The 8,125-nt window shown below is 71.6% G+C and carries 7 protein-coding genes and 1 pseudogene; 4 read left to right on the top strand and 4 right to left on the bottom strand.

Annotated features, from left to right (window positions below):
• The 4 genes and pseudogenes from ND748_RS19760 to dnaA form a co-directional block, all read right to left on the bottom strand.
• Nucleotides 1–240: pseudogene (locus ND748_RS19760) on the bottom strand (hypothetical protein); the annotation flags it as partial.
• Nucleotides 230–1,360: a DNA replication/repair protein RecF gene (gene recF, locus ND748_RS19755; RefSeq protein WP_251747487.1), complete on the bottom strand. Its 1,131-nt coding sequence runs from the start codon at nt 1,358–1,360 to the stop codon at nt 230–232. The gene recF and the pseudogene ND748_RS19760, both read right to left, overlap by 11 nt.
• Nucleotide 1,361: 1 nt before the next feature.
• Nucleotides 1,362–2,540 (bottom strand): DNA polymerase III subunit beta, encoded by a 1,179-nt coding sequence (dnaN, locus tag ND748_RS19750; RefSeq protein ID WP_251747486.1) that lies wholly within the window; start codon nt 2,538–2,540, stop codon nt 1,362–1,364.
• A gap of 1,046 nt (nt 2,541–3,586) precedes the next feature.
• Complete coding sequence (dnaA, locus tag ND748_RS19745; RefSeq protein ID WP_251747485.1) at nt 3,587–5,194, bottom strand: chromosomal replication initiator protein DnaA; 1,608 nt, start codon at nt 5,192–5,194, stop codon at nt 3,587–3,589.
• Between the two features lie 816 nt (nt 5,195–6,010).
• On the opposite strand from dnaA, the gene rpmH reads away from it, so the two are divergent.
• The 4 genes from rpmH to yidC form a co-directional block, all read left to right on the top strand.
• Nucleotides 6,011–6,148: a 50S ribosomal protein L34 gene (gene rpmH, locus ND748_RS19740; RefSeq protein ID WP_009741462.1), complete on the top strand. Its 138-nt coding sequence runs from the start codon at nt 6,011–6,013 to the stop codon at nt 6,146–6,148.
• Between the two features lie 29 nt (nt 6,149–6,177).
• Nucleotides 6,178–6,597: a ribonuclease P protein component gene (gene rnpA / locus ND748_RS19735; protein ID WP_251747484.1), complete on the top strand. Its 420-nt coding sequence runs from the start codon at nt 6,178–6,180 to the stop codon at nt 6,595–6,597.
• Nucleotides 6,594–7,271, top strand: coding sequence for a membrane protein insertion efficiency factor YidD (yidD, locus tag ND748_RS19730; protein ID WP_308205672.1), 678 nt, complete (start codon nt 6,594–6,596; stop codon nt 7,269–7,271). The genes rnpA and yidD overlap by 4 nt, the downstream gene beginning before the upstream one ends.
• On the top strand, nt 7,265–8,125 hold an 861-nt coding region (yidC, locus tag ND748_RS19725; protein WP_251747483.1), incomplete at its 3' end, for a membrane protein insertase YidC. The genes yidD and yidC, both read left to right, overlap by 7 nt.

Here is an 8,125-nt window from a genome sequence, read left to right as displayed (position 1 = left end):
GGCCAGACCGGGGCCGCCGGCGGGGCCGGACCAGGAACCGTCGGCGCGAGGTGACCCGCCGCGACGTCCCCGGGCCCGCTCGCGGGCGTCCCGCTTTGCCTGCGCAAGGATCTCCCGGGCCAGGTCGGCGCCGCGCCCGCCACCCGAGGGCGAGGACGGGGCCGAGCTGGGAGATGGGGCCGAGGTCGGGGGCGGCGCCGAGGTCGGGTCGGCTCGGTGGTCGTCGCGTTCAGGGGGCACGGAGCACCTCACCTGCGGCCACGACGTAGCGGGTGCCGGCCAGTTCGGCCGGCACATCGGCCTCGACCGCGGCCGTGACCAGCACCTGCTCCGCGGGGGCGACGAGTTCGGCGAGCCGGGCCCGGCGCTGGACGTCCAGCTCGGCGAAGACGTCGTCGAGGAGCAGGACGGGCTCGCGGTCGTCGGCCCGCAACAGCTCGAACGAGGCCAGGCGCAGGGCCAGGGCGAGCGACCAGGACTCGCCGTGGCTGGCGTAGCCGCGTGCCGGCAATCCGTCGACGGTCAGCAGCAGGTCGTCGCGGTGCGGTCCGACCAGAGTCTGCCCGCGTTCGATCTCCCGCGGGCGGGCGGCCACCAGCTCGACCCGGATCGCCTCCTCCCACTGCTCGCGGTCGGGGCGGACCGGGTCCGGCGCCGCCACGCTGGCCCGGTACTCGAACCCGACCGCGGCCTGCGCGCCGGCCACCGCGGCGTAGGCCCCGGCCACCCCCGGACGCAGCGCCTCGACGAGGGCGAGGCGGGCCGCGAGCAGCTCGGCGCCGTAGCTGGCCAGGTAGCCGTCCCAGACGTCCAGGGTGCGCAGGTCACCCTTGCCGCCGGCCCGTCGGGCCGCCCCGGCCGTGCGCAGCAGGGTCGAGCGCTGCTTGAGCACCCGGTCGTAGTCGGCGAGCACCGCGGCCATCCGCGGGGTGCGGGCGATGAGCAGCTCGTCGAGGAACTGCCGGCGCCCCGCCGGGTCCCCCTTCACCAGGGCGAGGTCCTCCGGGGCGAACAGGACCGTGCACAGCAGCCCGAGGACGTCGCGGGGCCGGCCGACCGGGGCCCGGTTCAACCGGGCCCGGTTCGCCCGCCCCGGCACGATCTCGAGCTCCACCAGAGCCGCCCGGTCGCCGCGCACGATCCTTGCCCGCACCACGGCGTGCGACGCGCCCTGGCGGACCAGGGGGGCGTCCGCGGAGACCCGGTGGCTGGCCAGCGTCGCGACGTATCCGATCGCCTCGATCAGGTTCGTCTTCCCCTGACCGTTGCGGCCGACCAGCGTGACCACTCCCGGACCAAGAGCAAGATCCAGGGACGGGTAGGACCGGAAGTCGACGAGGGACAGGTGGGTGAGGTGCACGTCACCCGTGCAGGCGGATCGGCATGAGCAGGTAGCGGTAGTCGGGCACCTCGCCGTCGTCGTCGGCCTTACCGGTGAGGATCGCCGGCTTGTTCGCGGCGACGGCCGGGTCCTCGGCGCTGGCGAAGCCGATCCGCACGATGTCGGACTCCAGCGCGCCGAGCGCGTCGAGCAGGTAGGACGGGTTGAACGCCACCGAGAGCTCCGGGCCGTCGTAGGTCACCGGCAGCGTCTCCGTCGCCTGCGCCTCGCCGCCGGTGCCGGCCTCCAGGACGAGATGGTCCGGGGAGAACGACAACTGCACCGGGGCGGTCTTCGCGGCCACCAGGGCCACCCGCTTGACCGCCTCCTGCAACGGCGCGATCTCGAGCTGGGCGATCAGCGGGGAGCTGTCCGGAAGCAGCTTGCGAAAGGGCGGGAACTGGCCCTCGAGCAGCCGGGTGGTCGTCTGCCGGGTGGAACCCGCGAAGCCCGCGAGTGTTTCCCCGGACGGGCCCGTCCCCAGCGCGATCGAGACCTCGACCCCCGAGCCGGACAGCGACTTCGCCGTGTCCAGCAGCGTGCGGGCGGGGACGAGGGCCACCGTGGCGGGGGCCGCCGCGTCCGCCTCGCCGGCGGAGTTGTCCGGACGCCACTTCAACGAGCGCACGGCGAGCCGGTAGCGGTCGGTCGCGGCGAGGGTGAGGGTGTCGCCTTCGATCTCGATACGGACGCCGGTGAGCACCGGGAGGGTGTCGTCGCGCCCGGCGGCGATCGCCACCTGCGCGACCGCGGCCGCGAAGGCCGATCCCTCGATGTGGCCGGTGACGGGGGGCATGGCCGGCAGCGCCGGGTAGTCGTCCACCGGAAGCATCGGCAGCGCGAACCGGGCGTTGCCACAGGTGATCACGAGCCGGGTGCCGTCGATGCCGAGATCGACCGGTGCGGCCGGCAGCGCCCGGGTGATCTCCGCGAGCATCTTGCCGTTGACGAGGGCGCGGCCCTCCTCCGACACCGTCGCGTGCACCGTGCCCTGCGCGGCCACCTCGTAGTCGTAGGCGGCGACCTTGAGCATCGGCCCGGTGGCGTCGAGAAGGAGGCCCGACAGCACCTGCAGCTGCGTGGTCGGCCGGCTCGGCAGCGTGCGGGCGGTCCAGGCGACCGCTTCGGTGAATTCGTCCCGTTCCACCCGGAACTTCATGGTTAGCCCTCCTTCGTCCCCTCCGGTGTTCGGAGTCAGCCCGTCGGGAACACCGATCAGCATCCCAGAGTGCCAGGCGGCCTCGGCGGGCGGTGGGCCCCACCACGAACGCTCACCCGGAGCCCACGAAGTAGCACAGATCGCGCTCGAGCAAGATCGCGAAAAAGTTGTCCACACCCCCTAGTACTTCAAGCTTTTGATCTTTCTAGAAAAAAATTAAGTTCGTGGTGGTAGTAGGGGCTGTGGATGCTGGGGATAACCGACGTTTGCGCAGGTCAGAGGCCCAAAGAGCCGGTGCAAAACCTGTGGGTAGAGCTGTGGGTTGGTGCGGTGGATATCCACATGCCGAGCGGTCGTCCCCAGGGACTACTTTGTCCCTCCACAGGCCGACCCCGAGTTATCCACAGGCTGTCCACGCCTTCTTCCACCGGTCCGCCCCCAAGATGTCCACAAGGTTTTCCACAAGCTGTGGGCGGAACCACCCCGTGGGCTCGAGGCCGCCAGCGGGGTGTGCTACAGAGCGCCTCGCCGTCCTGGCGCACGCGGCGGCCGTCCACCGGCGGCAACTGCCATCCCCAAGGGGCCCCCGGCCGAGCCAGGTACATCCCACCTCGACGCAGGAGTGGCGGAACCCGGCCGCGCCGCGGCGCTGTTCGGCCCCCGGACCGGAGCCTGTTGCGGTGCGTTCTGGACGGTTCGAGTCCGCAGACCGTGCAGAACGCACCGCAGTCCGGCCAACCGGCGTCGACGGGCCGCACGGCGCGGCCGGAGCCGGCGCGGCCGGAGCGCGCTGGCGCAGAGTCCGCCCGGTGCGCCGGCAACTACGCCCCCGTACCGCGCCACCAGCCCGGTACCGCCGCCAGCTCCGTGCCGGCAGCCCAAGCCCCGTGCCGGCACAGCCCTGCTCGTGGCGAGCGGCGGAAGGGCGTCGCCAAGGTCCTGCCGCTTACCCGCAGGGGCCGGGGCTCGCCACTACTGCGCGGTCCGGGATCTGGGGACCGGTGTCCGCCGGCCTGCTGCGGTGCGGTCGGGGGTGCACGGCCTGGTCAGGGCTGGCGGGCCTGGACCCGGATGCGGTTGGTCAGTTCGGTGACCTGGTTGTAGATGGCGCGGCGTTCGGCCATCAGACCGCGGATCTTGCGGTCGGCGTGCATGACCGTCGTGTGATCGCGGCCGCCGAAGTGCTGGCCGATCTTGGGCAGCGACAGGTCGGTCAGTTCGCGGCACAGGTACATGGCGATCTGTCTGGCCGTTACCAGCACCCGGCTGCGGGAGGTGCCGCACAGGTCGTCCATCGAGACGCCGAAGTACGCCGCGGTAGCGTTCATGATCGCGGCTGCGGTGATGTCCGGGTTGCCGGCGTCCGGGATGAGGTCCCGAAGCACGATCTCGGCGAGGGTGCGGTCGACGTGGGACTTGTTCAGGCTCGCGAACGCCGCGACCCGGATCAGCGCCCCCTCCAGCTCGCGGATGTTGCGCTCGATGTGCGTGGCGATGTACTCGAGCACGTCGGGCGGCACGGGCAGGCGCTCGGTGGCGGCCTTCTTCGACAGGATCGCGATCCTGGTCTCGAGGTCCGGCGGGGTGATGTCGGTCATCAGGCCCCACTCGAACCGGCTGCGCAGCCGGTCCTCGAGCGCCGAGAGCTGCTTGGGCGAGCGGTCGGAGCTGATGACGATCTGCTTCTCGCCGTCGTGCAGGACGTTGAACGTGTGGAAGAACTCCTCCTGCGTCCGCTCCTTGTTCTCCAGGAACTGGATGTCGTCGACGAGCAGGACGTCGATGTCCCGGTAGCGGCGCTGGAAGGCCTGCTGGCGATCGTCCCGGATCGAGTTGATGAAGTCGTTGGTGAACTCCTCCGAGCTCACGTACTTGACCCGGGTGTTCGGGTACAGCTTCAGCGCGTAGTGGCCGATCGCGTGCAGCAGGTGGGTCTTGCCCAGCCCGGAGTCCCCGTAGATGAACAACGGGTTGTACGCCTTCGCCGGCGCCTCGGCGACCGCCACCGCGGCCGCGTGCGGAAATCGGTTGCTGTCCCCGATGACGAAGGTCTCGAAGACGTAGCGCGGGTTCAGCCGGGCCTGCGCGGGCTCGGTCTCCAGCGGCGCGGCGTCGCGGCCGAGCCCCGCGCCCACCCGCATCGGCGGGGTGCCCTCGGCGGAGTCGGGGAAGGGCAGCTCGCCGTTCACCGGAGCGCCGGCATCCCCCGTCCGCCGGCCGGAGTCCGTGGCTGCCGCGCCGCCCGACCCGCGTCCGCGGGAACCGCCCGCGTCCCGCTGCGCGCCGCCGTCGCCCTCCCCCGGCCGGACGATCCTGATCGGACCGCTCATCGGCTCCGGGTCGGGCAGGTGCTCGACGGTGACCGCGACCCGAATCTCCCGTCCATACGCTGATGACAACGCTGTGGACAGGAACGGCCGCAGCCGCGAGTCGAGAAGCTCCTTGGTGAACTCGTTGGGGGCGGCGAGCAGGGCGGTGTCCTGCACGAGGCCGAGCGGGCGGGTCAGTCGCAGCCATGCACGCTGCTGCGCGGACAGCGCGCCGTCGGCGACACCGGCGACGGCCTGGCTCCAGACCGCGGCCAGGTCCGGGTCGCCCGCGGGTTCCTCCCCGAAAGGTAGACCGGCGACGGAGTCGGCGCGGGGGTTGGACACGGGGGCTCCTCGGGCAGTTCGGTACGGTTTGCGGGCGGTGCTGGCCCCATGAGTGGGGGTACGTCGCAGATGTTGATGTGGTCCCGGTCCGGCCGCGACCGGCACGCCTCGTCCCGATGGTTCTCCACATCGTCGTCCACAACCTGTGCATGGACACGGCAGGGCCTCCGGCGTGGCGCAACCGGCTCACTCCCGGTACGGCGCCCTACTCCGGGTCGTCATCCGGATCTGCCCCGGCCCCCCGCCGATCGCCCTCTCCACAGGCGATTTCCACAGGCCAGAGTGCACCCGGCCGGCGGTGCCCCCCGAACGCGGGTCCGCCCGGCACCGTCCGGCACCCGCGTGTGCGGGATGTCGTCCAAGGATCGTAAGGCGCCGCCCGCACGGCTGTGCCGGGGCCGGACGGGAATGTCCGGCGCCGGCACGGCGGGCAGGTCGCCAGGGCCGACGCATCCGACCGTGTGGCATTTGCTTACAAGCAGTCACGTCGATGGCGGGTTCCGCCCGCGGTGGGCCGCAGTCGGGACCGCGGCGGCTTCGGGTCCATCGGTTCGCACCACGGTCGCACCACGGTCGTGGTGCACCATGGTCGCGGTTCGCGCCACGGTTGCGGCCCGGGTTGGGCGGGCCGGGCCTGAGGCGAGGGCGGACGGGTGCGGTCGCCGGGTCGTCCGCGGCACCGGCATGTGTACGCTAGGTCGAACCGCGGTGTTAGACCGCTTCGTTTGTCGTGGGATGCGCTTGCGCGGGCCGTGGGGCCCACCCCTCGGCGGCGGAGATCACCGCCCGCGTCCATCTTGCAGACGGAGTCTTCACGTGAGTAAGCGCACCTTCCAGCCGAACAACCGCCGGCGGGCCCGCACGCACGGGTTCCGGCTGCGCATGCGGACCCGCGCTGGTCGATCCATCGTCTCTGCCCGCCGTCGCAAGGGCCGCAGCGAGCTCTCCGCCTGACGGCGGGTTCCTGCTGTACCCCGGCTGACATGCTTCCCGAGGTTTCCCGCGTGCGGACCCGGGGCGAGCATGCCCGCGTGGGGACCGCGGGCCGGCGGACCCGGTCCGGTCCACTGGTTGTCCACAGCTTGTGGACAACCAGTGGGGATTTGCCGCGGGCCGGTTTCGTCGTCGGCCGCAAGGTTGGTAAGGCAGTGGTGCGCAACCGAGTGCGCCGGCGCCTGCGGGAGCAGGCGCGGGCCCGGTTGGACCGGCTGCCCCCGGGGACGATGCTGGTGGTCCGCGCCCTGCCGGAGGCGGCTTCGGCCAGCTCCGAGCGGCTCGGTCAGGCCCTTGACGATGCGCTCGCGCGGGCGCTGCGCACCCGCGCGGCCTCGGACGGTCGGGGCGATGACACGGCCGTGCAACCGGCCCGATCCTCGGGGCTCGTGTTGGGTGGCGGCCGATGACCGTCGGGATGTTCCTGCTCGTAGCGCTGGCGGCGGCCGTTGTCGTCGATCTCGCCCTGGCCTCCGGACTGGCCCGCAGGCGCCTGCCGACCGTGGCCCGCACGGCTGATGGTGCGGTCCGTGGTCCTCTGTCCTGGGCCTTCGCCGGGCTCGTGCGGCTCTACCGGGCCGGCTGGTCGGGCCGCAACGCGGGCATGTGCCGGTTCGAGCCGTCGTGCAGCGCCTACGCGCTGACGGCGGTTCGCCGCCATGGCGGCATGCGCGGAGGGGCACTGGCCGTCGGCCGGCTGCTGCGCTGCCAGCCGCTGTCGGCCGGCGGGTACGACCCGGTCCCCGGCGAGCCCACCGACCGGCCGCCGCCGTCTGATGGGCCGCCGCCGTCTGACCGGCTCCCGTCGTCTGACCGGCTCCCGCCCTCCGGCGGCCCGCCGAAAGGCGGGGCGCGGCCGGGAACGAACGCGGATCCGGGAACCAGCGCGGGGCCGGGAGTCGTTCGCAAGCCCAGAGGGGTGACGACCGTCTCGGGGCGTGGTAACCGCGCGGTCGCGCCCGGACCGCCGGTGCCGTCGCGCCGGCCCACAGGCATGGCTTTCCGTCTCCGATCGAGGGGACGCGGGCCGAGATCGTCGGTTCCGATCGCGGACCGTGGTCGTGAGGAGTCTGAACGTTGTTGAATCCCCTTTACCATCTCGCGGCGAACGCGATCGTCTTCTTCCATAAGGGGTTCGCGCCGATCTTCGGCGCCGACAGCTTCTTCGCCTGGGCTTTCTCGGTCGTCCTGCTCGTCATCGCCGTCCGTGTCCTGATCTTCCCGCTGTTCGTCAAGCAGGTGAAGTCGCAGCGGACGATGCAGATGATGCAGCCCCGGATCAAGGAGATCCGGGAGAAGTACGGGCACGACAAGCCCCGCATGCAGCAAGAGATCATGGCGTTGCAGAAGGAGCATGGCAACCCGCTTCTGGGCTGTCTGCCGATCGTGCTCCAGATCCCGTTGTTCATCTCGCTGTTCCACGTGTTCACCCACCTGGCCCCGATGAACGAGGGCCCGAACGGCGCCCTCGTCTGGCGGCCCCGGGTGGGGCTGTCCGCGGATCAGGTCGAGCAGATCGCCTCCGCCAAGGTCTTCGGAATCTCGCTCGCCAGCGAGTTCGGTTCCGACAGCGACTTCGTGCACTTCCTCGGGGTGAACAGCACCCACGTCAAGATTCTCGCGGTCGTGCTGATCGTGCTGATGGGTCTGACCACCTTCATGACCCAGCGGCAGATCATGGCTCGCACCGGGCCGGTGGATCCGCAGCAGGCGATCGTCCAGAAGGTTCTGCTTTACGGCTCCCCGCTGATGCTCGCGATCTTCGGTTTCCGGTTCCCGATCGCCGTGCTGCTCTACTGGCTGACGACCAACCTGTGGAGCATGGGCCAGCAGTTCTTCGTGATCAAGCGGATGCCGCCGGTCCGCCCGCTCGGCGCCGATGGCCGGCTCCCCGGTGCTCGCGCCGGTGCCGGCGCCGACGCGGCGCCCACTCCGGCC

The organism is Frankia sp. AiPs1 (assembly GCF_023716945.1).
GTDB lineage: Bacteria > Actinomycetota > Actinomycetes > Frankiales > Frankiaceae > Frankia.
Note: the sequence above shows the minus strand (reverse complement) of the source record. Positions and strands in the feature narration are given on the sequence as shown.